Here is a 20012-nt window from a genome sequence, read left to right on the forward strand (position 1 = left end):
AAAACTGACGAGAAGGAGTTTTTTATGACAGGACTTATGGTAAATGCAAAGTCCCTCGTGCTTATTTTAACTATCGTCCTGATAATTTTTGGCACGCAAAGCAGTTTCGGACAAACGATAACCGCCTCGACCCCAGAGCCGTTGACAGAAGCGACACTACATGAAAGCGTCATCACACTCACACTCAGCGGGGCGCGGTTTATCAATAGGAAATCGGTTATTAGGGATGCGTTGACGCTTTCTGGTATTGAAGGTATCACTATTGTCAGGTGGCCTTTTTTAGAGCGCGTCAGTGACACGGAGGTGACCGTTCCATTGATATTTGATGGCAACATAGACACCAATGCCACCCTGACTTTCACCGTGGAGGCAGGTGCAATCGTAGATTATGATGGAAACGCGCTCACTGCGACACTACCTGTCACCGCAATGCAGGAATCCTTGGAAGCATCAACAGAGTCTCCCTTGACAGAGGTAACACTACACGGGAACATCATCACCCTCACACTCACTGGGCGGCGGTTTGTTGATGAATGGAAAATTGACGACGCGTTGTCATTCTCAGGCATTGATGGAGTCGCTTTTAAATCATACGATGTAGAACGCGTAAGCGACACGGTGGTAACCGTTCTACTGAACTTCTCCGGCAACATAGACACCGATGCAACCCTCACGATCACCGTAGGTCCCGAGGCCATAGTAGGTGGATATGATAAAGCCTTTACCTTTCAATTCCCTGTCACGGCCGTTGAAGAATCACTGGAGGCATCAACGGCATTTCCCTTGACAGAGGCAACCCTGCACGGGAACATCATCACCCTCACCCTCACTGGTCGGCAATTCGTTGATGAATGGGAAATCGGACGCGCGTTGTCATTCTCAGGCATTGATGGAGTCACTTTTAAATCATACGATGTAGAACGCGTAAGCGACACGGTGGTAACCGTTCTACTGAACTTCTCCGGCAACATAGACACCGACTCCACGCTCACCCTCACCGTCGATCCCAATGCTATCGTAGGTGGATACGATAAACCCTTTACTTTTCAATTCCCTGTCACCGCTGTAGAGGAATCCTTGGAAGCATCAACGGAAACACCCTTGACAGAGGCAATGCTAAACGGAGGCATCATCACCCTCACCCTCACCGGGCGACAATTCGCTTACGGGTGGGACCTCGAAGATGCTATAACAGTCTCCGGTATTGAAGGTGTTGCTTTTGAATCGTCGGATGTGGAGCGTTTAAGTGCTACAGAGGTTATCGTTCCGCTGATCTTTTCCGGTAACATTGACACCGATGCAACCTTCACGCTCACCGTCGGTGCCGAAGCCATAAACTATAATAAAGACTTTACTTTTCAATTCCCTGTCACCGCTGTAGAGGAATCCTTGGAGGCATCAACGGAGGCACCCTTGACAGAGGCAATGCTGAACGGAGGCATCATCACGCTCACACTCACCGGGCGACAATTCGCTTACGGGTGGGACCTCGAAGATGCTATAACAGTCTCCGGCATTGAGGGGGTCGCTACACGGAAGTCTGGATCGCTTGGTGTTTTCGCTGCCAGCTGGAGCACTGTGAAGCGTGTGAGCGATATCCTGGTAACCGTTGAACTCAACTTTTCTGGTAACATTGACGCGGATGCCACCCTTACCCTCACCGTCGGTGCCGAAGCCATAAACTATAATAAAGACTTTACTTTTCAATTCCCTGTCACCGCTGTAGAGGAATCCTTAGAGGCATCAACGGAGTTTCCTTTGACGGAGGCGACGCTGGGCGGAAGCATCGTCACGCTTACGCTTACCGGACGTCCGTTTACTTATGATTGGGATGAAGACGCGTTGTCCGTTTCCGGCCTTGACGGTGTCACCCTTGATTCATGGTATGTAGAACGTGTGAGCGACACAGAGATAGCAATTCCACTTGGATTTGATGGCACTGACTTTGATACCGATGCTACGCTTACATTTACCGTCGGGGCAAGCATGGCAAACCATACGCAGGCGTTCACTGCCCAAGTTCTCGTTACCGCGATACAGAAATCGAACGCTACCGTGAACATATCTCCCTCACTGGTAATTTCTCCGAATATCGGAGAGCTGCTAACATTCAATCTCAATATTGTAGGCGGAGAAAACATCGCAGGCTATCATGTGACCGTGTTGTTTGATAACACCGCCCTAAGTCTCGTAGAGGCTACCAAGGGCGACTACCTACCAGCTGATCCGTTCTTTTTAACGGATGGACCCTTTGGGGAATCTTCGCTCATCATATCCTCAAGCACTGGGGACTTTCGGAATTTAGAGGAAGTGAGGCTCATTGCAAACACACTTGCTGGCGCAGGTAAAGGTGATGGCACACTCGCCACCCTTACATTTGAAGTCGTTGACTTTAAAGCATCCACGTTGACGCTATCCCAAGTCTACCTTGTAGACGCAGATGGCAAGCGGTGGGAAGCCACCACACAAAGCGGAGAAGTGACGATACCACCAGAACCCGAAAATGCAATCTTGGGGGATATCAATCGCGATGGCGTAGTGAACATCCAAGATTTGGTTATTGTGAGTGCACGTTTCGGTCAGAAGCGCAAAAGCAGTGCAGATGTCAACGAAGATGGGTTGGTCGATATCGTTGACCTTGTCCTCGTTGCCAATGCGGTTGGTGAAGCGGCAGCTGCACCACCCTTGAATCCACAGGCTTTGGAACTGCTCACCGCAGGTGATATCCAAGGTTGGCTTGCCCAAGCACGACAATTAACACTGACCGATCCCGCATACCTGCGCGGTCTCACCGTCCTGGAACAACTCCTAAAAGCGTTGACACCGAAAAAGACTGCACTCCTGCCTAATTATCCGAATCCATTCAATCCGGAAACGTGGATACCGTACCATTTGTCTAACGATGCCGACGTGCAGATTGAAATTTACAATATAAAAGGCGTGTTAGTGCGTCGGTTGGACTTCGGGCATCAGATGGCTGGCTACTACACAGATCGGACGAAAGCAGCGTATTGGGACGGTAAAAATGAGTTCGGTGAACCCGTCGCAAGTGGACTCTATTTCTACACGCTGACAGCAGGCGATTTTTCTGCGACACGCAAGATGTTGATACGGAAGTAACGCACATCTGAAAAATACGGAGGGTTGGAAGATAACACACTTTCATACTTCCAACTTTCATCAATAACCCGATTGTACGTTGCGATCGAAAACCGACGAAAAGGAGTTTTTATGAAAATGCTAATCGTAAATGGAAAGTCCCTTGTGCTTATTTTAACGATTGTGTTGATGGGGACCTTTGGAACGCAAAATAGTTACGGACAAACGATAACCGCCTCGACTCCAGAACCGTTGACAGAGGCAAACCTGCATGATAGCATCGTTACACTCATACTCAGTGGTGGACTTTATGAAAAAAGCATTTTTACCATCGAACGCGCCGTAAATGTATCTGGAATTCCTGGTGTGACGATTGGGACTCGGCAGGGGGGTGTTAAACGGTTCGGTATAAAGCGTGTCAGCGATACACAATTGACGGTTCAACTGCAATTCTTTGACAATATTGATACGGATATCCCTCTTGTCTTTACGGTGGAGGCAGGTGCAATCGTAGGATACAATGGAAACGCTCTCACCACGACACTACCTGTCATAGCCCTTGAGGAGTCGCTGGACGCATCTACGGAGGCACCCTTGACGGAAGCAACCCTGCACGAAAGCACTATCACACTTACACTCACCGGGCGGCGGTTTGCTGATGAATCGGATATCGGGCGTGCAGTGTCCGTCTCCGGCATTGACGGGGTCAGTATTGCGGTGCGTGGTTTTATCTTCACCCAGTGGGACGTGGATCGTGTAAGCGACACCGTGGCAACCGTTACACTGGCCTTCTCTGGCAACATAAACACCGATGCCACCCTCACACTCACCATCGGCGCAGATGCCATCATAAACTACGATAAAGACTTTACCTTTCAATTCCCTGTCACAGCTATAGAGGAGTCGCTGGACGCATCAACAACGTTTCCATTGACGGAGGCGACCCTTCATGAAAGTGTCGTTACGCTCACACTCAACGGTTATCGGTTTGCTGAATGGGGTATTGAGAACGCGTTGTCCATTTCCGGCATTGACGGTGTCACTGTCAGCGGTAGCTATTTTGGTGTGGATCGCATTAGTGACACACAAGTGACCGTTGGACTTCAATTCGACGGCACCGACTTTAACACCGATGCAGTGCTTACCTTCACCGTGGACGCACACGCAATAATAGGCTCTGATTATGGCTTGACTGCCCAAGTTCCTGTCACCGCGATACAGAAATCGAACGCTACTGTGAGCATTGCCCCTTCACCGGTCATCCCTCCTGCTGTCGAAGAACGGTTAACATTCAGTCTCAATATCGCAGGCGGGGAAAACGTCGCAGGCTATCAAGCAACTGTGTTGTTTGACGATTCTGCGCTTGAATATATAGAAAGTGCTAACGGAGATTATTTACCAGCGGACGCGTTCTTTGCGGCCCCAGTTGTCGATGACAATTGGATAGAAGGAACGTTCTTTGATGAAGAACGTTGGGAAGGAAGTGTGACAATTGCCGCAAACACGCTCGCAGGGGCAGCGAACGGTGACGGCGCACTCGCAACCCTCACATTCAAAGGCGTTGACTTTAAAGCCTCTCAGCTGACTTTATCCCAATTCTACCTTGTAGATACGGCAGGAAAACTTTGGGAAGCCCATACTGAAAATGCCGAGATAACTTTGCCCCCAGAACCTGCAGAGGCAATCTTGGGGGATATCAACCGCGATGGTGTGGTCAACATCCAGGATCTGATAATCGTTGGTGCTCGCTATGGTCAGAGAGGACAAAACGATGCCGATCTCAACGGAGATGGTCTCGTGGATATCGTTGATCTTGTGCTTGTGGCAAATGCATTCGAGGCGGATGCGGCTGCACCATCCTTGAATCCACAGATATTGGAACAACTCACCGCCGCGGATGTCAAGAATTGGCTAACGCAAGCACAGCATCTATCGCTTACCGATCCGGCACACTTGCGCGGTATTACTGTGCTGGAGCAACTACTGATGGCGTTAACACCCAAAGAGACAGCACTGCTTGCGAATTATCCAAATCCGTTCAACCCAGAAACGTGGATACCCTACCACTTGGCAAAGGACGCGGAGGTCACATTGCACATCTATGCTGTGAACGGCACATTGGTGCGGACATTGACACTCGGACATCAACCCGCAGGAATGTATCAAAATCGTTCCCGTGCCGCGTATTGGGATGGTAAAAATGAGTTCGGTGAAAGTGTAGCGAGCGGTGTTTATTTCTACACATTCATAGCAGGCGATTTTACTGCTACGCGCAAGATGTTGATACGAAAATAAAAATATGGAAGATTGGAAGGGTCGAAGATAATACCCTTTCAACAAACTATTGATTGCATATTGCGATGAGAAAAAGGAGTTTTCTAATGAAAACGTTGGTTGTAAATCAGAAAAACATCGGAACAAGTCTACCCATTTCGGGGTTTGTGCTTCTTGCCTCACTCCTTTTAACTATAGTTCCCGCTTTAGCTAATGAGTTTGAAGTCGGAACACAGTTTGGAATTTCTCATTCTATCATCAACGATGATGATTCCTCTTTTACTGCAACCACGACTGCGATACCATCGGGGATAACAAATCCGGGATACGCCCCACCTTCACTTTACGCGACGTGGTTCCCAAGTCAGCAGTTTGCGATAGGGCCAGAGTTCCAGTTTGGAAGGGTGACAAATTCGTTTAAGCTTGGAGAATGGGGAGAGGATAGTGTTAGCCAAACCTCTCTGTATCTTGGAGGTCGAGCCGCATATTTTTTCCGGAACCACGCAATGTCTAGTCCATTTGCGGTAGGACGGATTTCTCTCACTATGCTCTCAGGTGAAGGTTTGCCTGATGATGGAGCTACTGTTATAAGTCTTGGGGCGGGCCTGGGTTATCAGTGGCATGTCAGATCCGCTCTAATCCTTCGGATAGAAGGGCTGTACCATCGAATTTTATCATCTGAGCCTTTAGAACCACTTGCAACTGAGCAAGCTAACGCATTCAGGCTAGCTATCGGCATCGGCACTCGGTTCGGAAACAGTAAAAGCCAGAATCCTTAAGGTAACACGCGGTATGTATTTTTAATTGTTTAGGTTTGCGATAGCAAGTATAATATCGTGTTCAATATGCATATTAACATAAACAAATATCACACTGTTTTTCTCTTAGTATCGTCAAGTTTCAAATTGTATTACATGGCGTGAAACAACAAATGTATCCCGCAAAGACAAGCGGGCAATCGAAAAGAACGAAAAGGAGTTATCATGAAAACGCTAACTGTGAAGCAAAAAATCGCGGCAACAATCGTCGCAGCAATGTTATTCATATACGGTATACAAGGCACAGGCAACGTGCATGCGCAAGACAACGTCCCTGAATTGACACCCGTCAGCGACCGGACGCAGCAGGTCCAAGATAGGATTGTCGCCCTGGTGCCAGGTGTAGATGCCGCTAACGATGTAACCGCTGCACATCTCGCTTTAATCACCAACCTCAACCTGAGCGATCAGGGTATTACCGCACTGAAAGCTGGCGATTTTGATGGATTGTCGGCGTTGCGTTCGCTCTCCTTAGCGAAAAACACACTGAGCAGTCTGCCAGCAGGCATCTTCTCAGGTTTGTCTGCCATGAGTAGTCTTGACTTAGGTAGCAACGAACTCAGCAGTCTGCCCAATGAGGTCTTTTTTGGACTCTCTGCCATGAGCAGGCTCAACTTGTCCTATAACAGTCTGGATAGTTTATCAGCGAATACTTTCTCCGAAATGGCTTCATTGACGGGTCTTGATTTAGGCAACAACCAACTCAGCAGCCTGCCAGTTGATATCTTTTCTGGGCTCTCCTCGCTGAATTGGCTCAGTCTGTCTTCCAATCAGCTCAGTAGTCTACCCGATAATCTCTTTTCCGGACTCTCTTCGTTAAATTCGCTCTATCTCGGTGACAACACCGTCGGTTTATCCATCGCTGTATCTCTGGCGAAGGTTAGCGGAAACCAGTTCAAAGCAACAGCACCGACCGGGGCACCTTTCAACATCGTGCTGCCAATTACCGCCACAAATGGAAGTATTGATGACGGGGCAACTACCGTCACAATTCCCGCTGGCAGCGTAGAAAGCGGACTTCTCACCGTGATCCCCACCCCCGGTACATCGGAGGCTGTTACCGTGGATATTGGCACGCTGCCTGAGCTGCCGACAAGCCATTTCGGTTATAGTCTGAGCAAACCGAGCAGTGCCGATAACACCCTCAGTTTTGCGCTCGGTATCCCGAAGCCTACCGGCGATCCGAAGGTGAACCACGCACCGATTTTCACAGAGGGCAGCAGCACGACGCGATCCATAGCGGAGAATACACCCGCTGGCGAAAACATCGGCAGCCCTGTCACCGCTACGGACCTTGATGAGGATGTCTTAACCTATACCCTCAGTGGCGCAGATGCGGCATCCTTTGGTATTGTTGGTACTTCAGGACAATTACAGACGCGTGACCCGCTCGATTATGAACAGAAGAACACCTACGCCGTGACCGTTACCGTCTCCGATGGCAGCGCCACCGATGCCATCAGTGTCACGATTGATGTCACCGACGTAGAGGAAAACAACGACCCGGTCTTTGTAGAGGGCAGTGCCACAGAACGAGAAATACCGGAGAATACACCCGCTGGCAGAAATATCGGCAGCCCCGTCTCCGCTACCGACCTCGATGAGGAAGATGTCTTAACCTACAGTCTCAGTGGCGCAGACGCAGCCTCCTTTGGTATTGTTAGCACCACAGGACAGTTAAGAACACGCGCACCCCTCGACTATGAAAAGAAGAACACCTATTCGGTGGCAGTCCTCGTCTCTGATGGAAACGGCGGAACTGACACCATCGGGGTCGCTATCAACGTCACGGATGTAGAGGAAAACAACGCACCGGTTTTCGTTGAAGGCAGTGCCACGGAACGCTCAATTCCTGAGAACACATCTGCCGGCAGAAATATCGGCAGCCCCGTCTCCGCTACCGACCTTGATGAGGAAGATGTCTTAACCTACAGCTTGAGCGGCGCAGATGCAGCGTCCTTTGGCATCGTCAGTGCAACCGGACAGCTACGAACCCGCGCACCCCTCGACTACGAAAAGAAGAATACCTATTCAGTGGCAGTCCACGTCTCTGATAGCAAGGGTGGAACTGACACCATCGGGGTCGCTATCAACGTCACGGATGTAGAGGAAAACAACGCACCGGTTTTCGTTGAAGGCACTGCTACGGAACGCTCAATCCCTGAGAACACACCCGCCGGCAGAAACATTGGCGCACCCGTCACGGCTACCGACCTTGATGAGGAAGATGTCTTAACCTACAGTCTCAGTGGTGTAGATGCAGCTTCCTTTGGCATCGTCAGCGCAACCGGACAGTTGAGAACGCGCGCACCCCTTGACTATGAACAGAAGAACATCTATTCGGTGGCAGTCCTTGTCTCTGATGGAAACGGCGGAACTGACTCCATCGGGGTCGCTATCAACGTCACGGACGTAAACGAAACTCCGACAGCACACGCGCCGGAGTTCATAGAGGGCAGTGCCACGGAACGCTCAATAGCGGAGAACACACCCGCCGGTAGAAACATCGGGGGCCCCGTCACGGCTACCGATGAGGATGAGGATGTCTTAACTTACACCCTGAGTGGTGTAGATGCAGCTTCCTTTGGCATCGTCAGTACGACTGGTCAACTGAGAACCCGCGCGCCCCTCGACTATGAGCAAAAGAACACCTATTCCGTAGCTGTTATCGTCTCCGATGGCACCCTCACAGACACCATCGGGGTCGCTATCAACGTCACGGACGTAGCAGAGAACCGCGCGCCCGTCTTCGCGAGCAGTAGCACGACGCGATCCATACCCGAAAACACACCCGCTGGCAGAAACATCGGCAACCCCGTCACCGCTACAGATGCGGATGGCGACACTTTGACCTACACGCTTGATGGCACAGATGCGTCGTCATTCGGCATCGTCAGTACGACCGGACAGCTGAAAACCAGTGCGCCGCTTGATTATGAAGAAAAGAACGCTTATGCTGTCACCGTCATCGCCTCCGATGGCACCCTCACGGACACTATCAGTGTTGCTATCAAGCTTACTGACATTGATGAAAATACCCCACCCGTTTTCGCAAGTAGTAGCACCACGCGATCCATACCCGAAAACACACCCGCGGGTGTACATATTGGTGAAGCAGTATCTGCTAAAGATGCTGACACCGGTGATACCTTGACCTATACCCTCAGTGGCACGGATGCAGCATCGTTTGAAATAGACGGCACCACTGGGCAACTGAAAACCAAAGCCGCGCTGGACTATGAAACGAAGAATTCCTATTCGGTAACAGTAAAGGCCTCTGACGGCATCCTCACAGACACCATCAGGGTTAGGATCGCCATCACTGACGTAGACGAGGGCAGTGGGCCAGCTTTTGCAGGGAATCGCACGACACGTTTTGTCAAAGAGAACACACCTGCCGGTGAAAACGTCGGCAGTCCTGTCTCTGCGACGGATGAAGATGACGATACCTTGACCTACACGCTCAGCGGCACGGATGCTGCAGCCTTTAGCATCGTCAGCACCACGGGACAGTTGAAAACCAAAGCACCGCTCGACTTTGAAACCAAAAACGCCTATACGGTGACCGTCACCGTCTCCGATGGTGGGCGCACCGATGCCATCACTGTCGCTATCACTATTATTGACGTAGATGAAACTGTTACGACTGTGGAGGTATCTCCTGGGCCTGACACGGGACAGAGTCCCATCAGTATCAGTGAAATTATGTTTGGTTCGGAAAGACGCTTTACGCCACCGCAGTGGATAGAATTGCACAATGCAGGACCAGACATCATCAATCTCACAGGTTGGAAACTGATAATTCAGAATGTAGATTCAACAGAATTGACCGGACCCACAACCCGGGATGAACCGATAGTGAATGCAACAATCACCTTTAAAGACGACTTCTGGGGTGACGCTCCAAGGATTTGGCCGGATGACGTTGTTCTGGTGGTATCAAGAGAGATTGGCGATGATTCAGAGAACCTCCATGAAGACCAAATTTATGATCTCGGTTGGAGAACCGACCTCCCCCTCGGTTTGTGGAGTATAATTCTCAGCACGGAAGGCTTCCATATACAACTCATTGATGATGAAGGGAACTTGGTGGATGAGGCTGGAAATCTTGAGGGTAATGTGCAGCAATGGCAACTACCTTATGGACAAAATAGAGGTAGAACCAGAGACGGCCACCGGACATCAATGATTCGCCGCTATGCCAATAGCCTGCCGCTTGACGGCACGCAAGCAGGGGGCTGGATCTCTGCTGTGGACGCGAATTTAACAGCGGATCAATTAACCTATTTCGGGGATGACACTGACATCAGTACCCCCGGCATTGGTATCATCATCAACGACATCTCGCCTGAGTTGACAAATTATGATGTCAATCTGGACGGAGTCGTGAACATCTCCGATCTGGTACTCGTTGCGGGACGGCTCGGGCAATCTGGACCCAACGCAGCAGATGTTAACGGCGATGGTACCGTCAATGTCCAAGACTTAATACTCGTCGCCGGCGCGATCGGTGACACACAAGCAGCACCCTCACTGCATCCAACATCACTTGAAGCATTTACCGCTGCTGATGTTCGAGGGTGGCTGACCCAAGCACAAGGCTTAGCACTCACGGATCCGAAGCTGCAAAGCGGCATCCGCTTTTTAGAACAACTCCTGTCCGTGTTGGTGCCGAAAGAGACCGTACTGCTGCCGAACTATCCTAACCCGTTTAATCCTGAAACGTGGATACCCTACCGGTTGGCAGAAGATGCTTTCGTCACGGTGACCATCTACGATCAGGGTGGACGTGTCGTCCGAAGACTCAACGTCGGACACCAGACCGCCGCAGTCTATGAGCGTCGCTCAAAAGCAATCTACTGGGATGGCAGAAATGAGGTCGGCGACAAGGTAGCCAGTGGAATTTACTTCTACACCCTCATCGCTGGCGATTTTTCTGCTACGCGGAAGATGCTTATCCTCAAGTAACACCAGAAGAGGAACCGGGTCTTTTGAAAAACTCGGTTCCTCTTGAATTTGATTGCCAAACTTCATCTGAACTGTGATTTATGGGATTTACGGGATTGTCCATGAGTGGAAATGTGATATATCAAACCGGGTGCTAAGGATTGATGGATATACACCTCTTATCATTGGTAATCACAAAAATCAAAGAGATCACAGTTCAGGTTTTGGAATGAGTGGGGTCGAATTTGGAAATTGTAAGGAGAATCTTGTTTTGATACCTCGTCTATTTGAAAAGCATAGACCATCAACCAATTACCACAATATCGGCACGATTGCAATGAAACTCGCAAAAGCCCTACTGATAGCCTCCTTTTCGATATGCATCCTGCTTGGACTGACCCAACGCGCCATGAGTCGAGACGCAGGACCCGGACAACGGTCAGGGACATCTGAAAATCCGTCAACAGTAAACCCAACGAACCGAGACAAAGCATTGGACGGGATGATCATTTTATATGGAACCAACGAAAATGCCAATACAAGTATACCCCCGCCACCGATGCAGAAACTGTTTCAAGGAGGCAACTATCTTACGATAGAACAATCACAATTCATTGTAACCTACGAAGGTTTTACCGACGAAGCGATGGAAGCATTTCAATATGCCGTTGATATTTGGAATGCGCTCCTCCGGTCACCTGTGCCAATCCGGATTGATGCCTCTTTCACCGACTTCGGTGGATTTGAGGATGGCACTATTATCTTAGGGGGTGCGCGCCCGGCAGGCTGGAAATCGCCCGGCTCCTTGGATTTGTGGTTCCCAGAGCCACTCGCCGATAAGAGAGCCGGTAGAGACCTCACAGATGATGAACCCGATATCATCACAAGATTTAACAGCCATGAAGAAGCAAATTGGTATTTCGGCACAGATGGAAATACACCCGCAGGAAAAACGGATTTCGTGAGTACCGTGCTGCATGAAATCGCTCACGGCCTCGGTTTCTTCAGTTTTGCAAGGGTAGAAGAAGGATCCATTAGGACATTTTCTGCCTCTGTTGGACGGGGTAAACTTAGGGGCAGCACCCCCAAATTACCTTATATTTATGATTTCTTTGTTGAAAACGGAGCCGGGACAACGATTCTATCTTTTCGCGATCCCTCCTTCGCGCTTGAAAATCAAATCACGAGTAACGACCTCTTCTGGAACGGGAAAAAAGGGATTGAAGCAAACGCCGGTATCCTCCCCCATCTCTATGCCCCCAGTTCATGGGAGGAAGGTTCAAGCTACACCCACTTGGATGAGATAACCTTTCCGGCTGGCACCCAGAACTCTTTAATGACCCCATATTACAATAACCAAGAAGCGATTCATGACCCCGGCCCCATTGCACTCGGCATGCTTGAGGATATGGGATGGATCATTAACAAAGCACCCGTGTTCACCGACGGCTCCAGCACCACACGCACAATGGTAAACAGAAGTATCAGGAATCCAGTGGCGGCAGCAGATACGGATAATGACGCGCTCACCTATACCCTCAGTGGCACGGATGCAGCGGCGTTTGACATTGATAGCACTACCGGACAACTGAAAACCAAGGCAGCACACACCTACAACAGGGCATCTTATACAGTAACCATCACTGTCTCTGATGGCACGCTGATAGATGAAATCACTGTCACCATCAATGTCATCAGCACAGAAACTGAAACACCCACAAATAGCAGACCGAACTTCGTGGATGGCAGTCACACTCGCCGGACTGTCGCAGAGAATACAGCAAAAGGTGTAAACATCGGTAATCCCATCACAGCGACGGATGCGAATAACGATTCTCTCACTTATACCCTCGGTGGTCCCGACGCGGCATCCTTCGATATTGATAACACCACTGGACAACTGAAAACCAAAGCCGATCTCGACTATGAAAAGAAGAACACCTACACCGTAACAGTCACTGTCTCCGATGGCAGCCTCACTATTACCATTACTGTCATTATCATTATCATCAATCTGGACGATCAAAAAAGTCCAACGCTAACGCTAACTTCGCAACCGCTAACGGAAACAACACTCAACGGAAGCATTGTGACACTGACTTTGAATAACCGCGTCTATGAAAACTGGCTCAGCGACCCTGTAACAGTCTCTGGTATCCCCGGCGTGACCGTTAGACCGTTTGATGTAACCCGCCTGAACGATACAGAATTGTCAGTTCAACTGACATTCTACGGCACAGACCTCAATACCGATGCCACACTCACCTTCACAGTGAAAGCAGATGCTATCGCGAACTACGATGGCACCGATCTCACCGCGACCGCACAGGTCGCTGCGAATGCCGAATCAGTGACCGTATCAACAATAACACCCCTAACGGAAGCGACACTAAATGGGAGTATGGTTACATTGACACTAAACGGCGGTGTTTACGAATCTCAATACACTGTCGGAAACAGTGTAACGGTATCGGGTATTACGGGTGTCACTGTCAACAGATTTAACGTGGAACGCCTCAGTGATACACAAGTGAACGTTGAGCTGATATTTGATGGGACCGACTTTGATACCGATGCTACACTCACCTTCACGGTCGGCGCCGACGCCGTAACGGGATACAACGGCACAGCACTTACCGCACAATTACCCATCAGCGCGGTAGTGGAAGCAATCCCAATCATAACGGCTTATACACCACAACCCGTGACGGAGGCAACCCTTAACGAGAGTATCGTCACACTCACACTCTCAAGCGGGATGTATACACAATTGAGTGCCGACATCAGCAGCGCAGTGCAAGTATCCGGGATTGCTGGTGTAACGTTTCTCCAATCCGATGTGGTGCGCGTCAGTGGGACAAAAGTAACCCTTACACTGATATTCGACGATACCGACTTTGATACCGATGCTACACTCACCTTCACGGTCGGGGCGGAGGCTATCACCGAATATGATGGCCCCGCACTCATCACGAGGATACCTGTCACCGCCGTGGTTGAAGAAAACCCTACAATAACAGCTGATGCGACACAACCTTTGACGGAGGCAACCCTCAATGGCAGCATTATCCGATTAACGCTCAACAACAGTACTTACGTTGGATCTAACTTCGACCTCGATAACGCTGTAACAGTATCCGGTATCGCCGGAGTAACCATCGGCATATTTGGGGTGGAGCGTGCGAGCGATACGATAATTATCTTTGAACTTGAATTTGGGGGCAACTTTAACACCAACGCTATACTCACCTTCACAGTGGCAGCGAATGCTATTGCCGAATACGATGGTCCCGCGCTCATTGCACAACTCCCTGTCAACGGCGGTAAAGAATCGGTTGTCGCTTCAACAAAAGCACCCTTGACTGAAACAACGTTGAACGGAAGTGTCGTTACGCTCACACTCAACGGTGCAATCTACAAGCGATCCACCTTTGACCTCAGGGATGCCGTGTCGGTCTCTGGGATTGAGGGTGCCACTTTTCACTGGTTTGATTTAGACCGCGTTAATGATACAGTGTTGACCGTTGCGTTGACATTCAAAGGCAACATTGACACCGATGCTACGCTCACTTTTACAGTGGGCACGAACGCTATTGCCGATTACAACGGTCCCGCACTCATCACGCAACTACCTGTTACCGGTAAACTGGAATCAATAATCACGTCAACTGAGGCACCTTTGACAGAAACAACACTTGATGAAAGCGTTGTCACCATCACGCTCAGTGGTAGAAAATTCGCACGTTCTACCTTTGACATCAGACGGGCTGTGTCGGTCTCTGGGATTGATGGCGTAACAATTCCTTGGCACGAACCCGACAGAAAAAACGACACCCAAATCACTCTCGAACTGGAATTCAGTGGTGATATTGACACTGACGCAATCCTCACCTTTACCGTAGGTGCAGGTGCCATCGCAGGATATGATGGTCCCGCACTCACCGAACAACTCCGTGTCACTGGGGGGCAAGAGTCAATAGTCGCTTCTACAAAAACCCCCGTGACGGAAGCGACCCTGCATAGACGCATCGTCACACTTACACTTAGTGGGCGTAATTATGTGCGATCTTCTTTTGACGTAGAGCGTGCGGTGACAATAGCCGGTATTGAGGGGCTGACTGTATATGACGTAGACCGCATTAGTAGCACAGAGATAACTGTTGAGCTGGCTTTCTATGGTGATTTTGATACTGATGCTACACTCACCTTTACCATAGATCCCAACGCTATCGCTGACTATAACGGCCCAGCATTCACAGCACAACTTCCTGTGAGCGGCGGGCAGGAATCCGTCGTCGCTTCAACAAAAGCACCCTTAACGGAAGCAACACTCGATGAGAGCGTTGTCACACTCACACTCAGCGGCAGAAAATTCATACGCTCCATACTCACCATTAGAGATTTTGTGACAGTCTCCGGGATTGACGGCGTAACAATTCCTTGGCATGAACCCGACAGAAAAAACGACACCCAAATCACTATAACACTGGCATTCAACGGAGATATTGACACCGATACAATCCTCACCTTTACCGTAGACGCGGGTGCTATCGCGGACTATAACGGGCCGGCATTCACAGCACAAGTTTCTGTGAGTGGCGGACAGGAATCAATTGTCGCTTCAACAAAAGCACCCTTAACGGAAGCAACGCTTGATGAAAGCGTCGTCACACTCACTCTCAAAGGGAGAAAATACGCACCATCTACCTTTGACATCAGAGACGCCGTGACAGTCTCTGGAATTGACGGCGTAATAATTCCTTGGCACGAACCTGACAAAAAGAGTGATACTGAAATCACTGTGGAACTGGAATTTGATGGAAATATTAACGCCGATAGCACACTCACATTCACTGTCGGCCCAGGTGCCATCGCAAACTACAACGGGCCCGCACTCGCTGCACAAATAACTGTTACTGCTGATAGAGAGAACGCCCTTTTAGCAAACTTCCCGAATCCGTTCAATCCTGAGACGTGGATACCCTATCAACTGTCGAAATCCACACAGGTCACCATCACAATCTACGCCGTGAATGGACAAATCGTTAGGGAGTTAGCACTCGGACATCAATCTGCGGGGACCTATCAGACCCGCAGCCGTGCCGCCCATTGGGACGGCAGAAACGAACTCGGTGAACCCGTCGCAAGCGGTGTCTATTTCTACAAACTCACAGCAGACGATTTCACCGCAACACGCAAGCTGTTAATACGAAAGTAACCTCTGCATTGTAGCATAAACTTTTAGTTTGTGTTCCTTGTAGCATAGGCTGTTAGCCTGTGCATCCTTGTAGCATAGGCTGTTAGCCTGTGTATCATAGCATAGGAGAACACACTTATGAACCGAGAAACCCTCATCTCAATCATAACAACTGTCATACTTTTGACATCCATTATTTTCGCAAGTTGTGGTGTCTCAATCGACAACGCGCAACCAGAAATTAATTCGATAGACGACCAAACTATTGAGATTAACGATACGCGGCGGATCCCTGTCAATATCACCGATGCTGATATGGACGACACACATATCATCAATGTGTCTTCCGATAATCCGCGCGTAGCTGACGTTTCAGTTGATGCGGATTCTCTTATCATCATTGCCAACACAGCCGGAATAGCAACCATCACGGTTACTGCCACAGACAGCAGCACACAAGACAACGCTATTTCAATGCCTGTAACATTTCAGGTCACTGTCAATGCACCGCTCATTAACAAAGGCATGTGTGTTGTCGGTATGACATTGCAACCCGGAGAAAGTTGCACTTACGCCGTCGATCAGGTACCGATTACCTTTTATGTAAATCAAGATAATCAAGGCTGTAGAAAAACGGATCATACCTATACAACCGAAATCTTTGGACTTCCAGTCACGATTAAAGTGGAATTCGTCTGTGCAGACGAGGATATAACAGGCGAGGAAATCAATATCAGCGGCGATAATCCGTTTGATAGAGATTTTCATGCCAACAAAAATCGTGATGGCAGCTGGACAATTGATAAAATTCCATGAGGAAGGTGGTAACCGTTGCCCGTCAACTTATCCCATTTCCGCGCAGAACTCACTCACCACTTGTGTTACCTTTACATCGAAATCCCCAACAACCCGCGCGTCAACTGAAAATCCGTATTCCCTTTACCATGTAGCCTCGGCGTATACCGCCGCGAAGCAACTTCCACGATTAACGCCAATAGGTCATCAACATTAGCAGACACCGAATCCAAATCCGCGCCGTAATTGGCTTGTGCTGTGGCATCTGTAGAGACCTGAATGAGTGGTACCATTACATGCGATTGCAACGGCGCACCAACGATATGTGCAAATGCCAAATCTACGCCCGTCGCACCCAAGCCTGTCAACGTCTCCGTCGGTTGATCCGTCGGTGTCTCCATGATGTGGAATCCCGCCTTCTCGACCCGCTGTCCATACGCTAAGGTAGTAGGCACACTCCGTGTGCCGTAACGTAAGAAAGTCGCGTTTGCAGGCACAATAACCGTTCCACCCGCAACAACGATGCCATGCGTCAATTGCATCAGAGATTCAGAGACTTCCTCAATCGCCTCACCCGTCGATGTCACGGCTATGCAAAGGTGTTCTAATCCGACATCAATAACAGGAACAGACGGTTTACTGGCGAGTTCCTCCGAAAACCAGTCTTGCACTTTTTCAATAACGGCATCAATCCCGCCATCCAACTGCACGCTCGCCCAACCGTACCGCTCCGGCGATATGCCGAGTTTCTGAATCTCATGCCGGACGTGGTCGTTATGCGTCTTTTCACAACCGTGTTCAAGGAGCAGGCCGAGCGCAACCGTCGGATGTGTGAGATGTCCGATCATCGTGCGGGTATAAATCTCCTCAGAGCGTCCGCCAGAAACACCACACCCTTCCGTATGCGGAAGCGCAACAAAACGGGATATACCCTGCTTCTCGCCAATCCCGCGTTCATTGCAGCGGTGCGCAATCATCTGTGCAATCTGTCCAGAGCAGAGACTCGTAGGCAAAATTAGCCCAACCTGATCCGTGCGGTAACCCACCTCCGTTTGGAGCGCACGGAATTGCAAAGTAGTAGGCACACTCCGCTGTGCCATAACAGCGTCAATTGGGATCGGTTCGCCAGACTTCAATTCGGATTCCGTTAACAGCGGATCTAAATCTATAGGACCCGTCTGTTTCCAATCACGCCACAACGAGACTTGAGAATGCCCGGCTTTCTCACCAACTGAACGTTCACCCGATGCAACATCCACCGTCAAATCCAGCATCGACTCGCCAAGCACTTCCATCGGCGTACCGTCAAGATACGCCCCAGCGTTCACGTCCATATCCTTGGTAAGCATCTCATAACGTCCCGTCGTTGTGACAATCTTAATCGTCGGCACGAATGGGAAATTTGTGATGGATCCGTTGCCTGTCACGAAGAAAATCATATTAGAACCTGACGCTACCTGTCCAGCGATGCTCTCCAAATCGTTGCCGGGACTGTCCATGAAGTAATAGCCCGATTTCTCCATGAGTTCACTGTAATTGATAACATAATCAAGACAGACATCGGGATGCCGTTTCATCGCTGCACCGATTGATTTAATCGCAATGTTATAGAGTCCACGGAAGTTATTGCCACCAGACGGATTGCCCTCCGCTGAGTGCCCGTGCCACGCGACGCGTTCCTTGAACCGTTCGATTGTATCAAGAAACTTACGCGCCGTTGGCACGTCGCGAGCGTTCTGCAGCACATAAGCCTCGGAGCCAATGAGTTCATCGGTTTCGGCGAGGTTGGCACACCCACCATAACGGATAACTTCTTTCGCAACATAGGCGGCGAGTGGGTTCCCCGATACACCAGAGAATGCATCAGAACCACCACACTGCAAGGCGATTTTCAGATACGCCAGGGATTGTTCGGTGCGTGGCACGTTGTTCACACTTTCCAGCCATCCGTTAATAATTTCGGTACCATTCGCCAAATCCGCGTCGAAACTCCCTTGTAGCCGATAGAAACGGTAAACGACATCATCTAAGGCGTAACCCTCGCGTTGCATGTATGACTGGAGCATCTCGTTTGTAACCGCCTCGGTGCCGTAGTCAACGAGCAGCATCGCGCCGATATTCGGATGGACAGTGAAACCTGCAAGCGTTCGGAGCAACATATCAATGTTATTGGGTGTCTGGCTCTCGCCACCCTCTGTGTGCGTTACAGCGACTATACCGTCTACATTCGGATAGGTTTCGGCACGCCGAGAACACATATCGGCAAGTCGTCTTGCGAAACCAGACGTACGTGCGGTTGTCCCCATGACGACGATATAGTTCCGTGTGCCGACACCACGGTTACCGGAACGCTGATAGCCGAGGAAGGAACGCTCGTTCGCGTGCCGTTGTACCTGTTTTCCGGGACGGAATTCAACGTCGTCTAATACATAGGGTGCCATCTTGTCGCTGAAGTTAGGTGTTTCCGGCAACGCGAAGGGTAAGTTTCTAATCGATAACGAATCGATCATCTTCTGATTGCAAACGTAGTCGCCGGGGGCAATGGGGCGCGTAGCGAATCCAAACGGTAAGCCCCAAGACAGCAGCGGTGCTTCCTCCGAAATCGGCTGGATGGCAAAGCGGTGACCTTCTAAGATGGTATGCGATAACTGAAATTGCTGTCCGTCATAATGAATACGTGTACCACCCTCCAAAGTTTGCGTAGCAATAGCGACATTGTCATCTGGCAACGGCAATCGTGCGACAGTCGTGAAATCATAATCCATACAAGCCTGCTCCCCTTCTAATAACATCCTCATTTCTTTAAGGAAGGATAGGCAAAGCACTTCTTCCATCCTTCCACACTTCCAATCTTCCAATTCTTCAAGCAAGCAAACCGATTT

At 49.8% G+C, this 20012-nt stretch carries 7 protein-coding genes; 6 read left to right on the top strand and 1 reads right to left on the bottom strand.

From position 1 onward, the window contains the following. The first annotated feature begins 24 nt into the window (after positions 1-24). From OXH00_22995 to OXH00_23020, 6 genes are all read left to right on the top strand, one after another. On the top strand, positions 25-3120 hold the full coding sequence (locus OXH00_22995; protein MCY3743892.1) for a T9SS type A sorting domain-containing protein: 3096 nt from the start codon (positions 25-27) through the stop codon (positions 3118-3120). Between the two features lie 111 nt (positions 3121-3231). After that, positions 3232-5394 carry a T9SS type A sorting domain-containing protein gene (locus OXH00_23000; protein ID MCY3743893.1) on the top strand — a complete coding sequence of 721 codons (2163 nt, stop codon included), beginning with the start codon at positions 3232-3234 and terminating at the stop codon, positions 5392-5394. A gap of 86 nt (positions 5395-5480) precedes the next feature. Then, a complete protein-coding gene (locus tag OXH00_23005; protein ID MCY3743894.1) occupies positions 5481-6152 on the top strand; it encodes a hypothetical protein in 672 nt (223 codons plus the stop codon). A gap of 204 nt (positions 6153-6356) precedes the next feature. Then, positions 6357-11159: a cadherin domain-containing protein gene (locus tag OXH00_23010; GenBank protein MCY3743895.1), complete on the top strand. Its 4803-nt coding sequence runs from the start codon at positions 6357-6359 to the stop codon at positions 11157-11159. Between the two features lie 250 nt (positions 11160-11409). Continuing rightward, a complete protein-coding gene (locus OXH00_23015) occupies positions 11410-16356 on the top strand; it encodes a cadherin domain-containing protein (GenBank protein MCY3743896.1) in 4947 nt (1648 codons plus the stop codon). A gap of 117 nt (positions 16357-16473) precedes the next feature. Beyond that, positions 16474-17151 carry an Ig-like domain-containing protein gene (locus tag OXH00_23020; protein MCY3743897.1) on the top strand — a complete coding sequence of 226 codons (678 nt, stop codon included), beginning with the start codon at positions 16474-16476 and terminating at the stop codon, positions 17149-17151. A gap of 71 nt (positions 17152-17222) precedes the next feature. Here the strand turns inward: OXH00_23020 and OXH00_23025 are convergent, their stop codons facing one another. Then, the gene (locus OXH00_23025; GenBank protein ID MCY3743898.1) at positions 17223-19895 is read right to left on the bottom strand and encodes a UxaA family hydrolase; all 2673 of its coding nucleotides are present in this window, start codon (positions 19893-19895) and stop codon (positions 17223-17225) included. Positions 19896-20012 lie beyond the last annotated feature (117 nt).

Source organism: Candidatus Poribacteria bacterium, assembly GCA_026706025.1.
Lineage (GTDB): Bacteria > Poribacteria > WGA-4E > WGA-4E > WGA-3G > WGA-3G.

What these genes read in the sequence shown, in the direction of transcription:
- OXH00_22995 (MCY3743892.1), top strand. Translation starts at nt 25, where the DNA reads ATGACAGGACTTATGGTAAATGCAAAGTCCCTCGTGCTTATTTTAACT.
- OXH00_23000 (MCY3743893.1), top strand. Translation starts at nt 3,232, where the DNA reads ATGAAAATGCTAATCGTAAATGGAAAGTCCCTTGTGCTTATTTTAACG.
- OXH00_23005 (MCY3743894.1), top strand. Translation starts at nt 5,481, where the DNA reads ATGAAAACGTTGGTTGTAAATCAGAAAAACATCGGAACAAGTCTACCC.
- OXH00_23010 (MCY3743895.1), top strand. Translation starts at nt 6,357, where the DNA reads ATGAAAACGCTAACTGTGAAGCAAAAAATCGCGGCAACAATCGTCGCA.
- OXH00_23020 (MCY3743897.1), top strand. Translation starts at nt 16,474, where the DNA reads ATGAACCGAGAAACCCTCATCTCAATCATAACAACTGTCATACTTTTG.
- OXH00_23025 (MCY3743898.1), bottom strand. Translation starts at nt 19,895, where the DNA reads ATGGATTATGATTTCACGACTGTCGCACGATTGCCGTTGCCAGATGAC.